The organism is Pseudomonas sp. 2822-17 (assembly GCF_002742485.1).
Lineage (GTDB): Bacteria > Pseudomonadota > Gammaproteobacteria > Pseudomonadales > Pseudomonadaceae > Aquipseudomonas > Aquipseudomonas cyclaminis.
Genome location: NZ_LJRZ01000803.1, coordinates 1 through 263 on the forward strand (window position 1 = coordinate 1; position 263 = coordinate 263).

Consider the following 263-nt stretch of genomic DNA (forward strand, 5'->3'; position numbering starts at 1 on the left):
CTTCAGCTTCAAGTATCATGTCATAAATATCTTCTGCCTGCTCTAATTGAATTTCGGCTTGTTTTATGCTTTGCTTTCTCATATTTTTAGCACTTTCTAGACTTGCTTCGGCTGCATCTAAACCGGCTTGTGCTTGGGCAAGGTTTAAATCCATGTCTGTGGCATCAAGTTCCACCAAGACATCTCCCTTTTCTACGAAAGCTCCATTTTCTATATGAACCTCGACTACTTCTCCATTTAATAGTGGAATAACTGGCATATGT

At 39.5% G+C, this 263-nt stretch carries 1 protein-coding gene; it reads right to left on the bottom strand.

Annotated elements, in window-relative coordinates; all coding sequences use genetic code 11:
• Positions 1-263: biotin/lipoyl-binding protein (locus AOA60_RS28830; RefSeq protein ID WP_158235072.1), on the bottom strand; the 263-nt coding region annotated here is incomplete at both ends.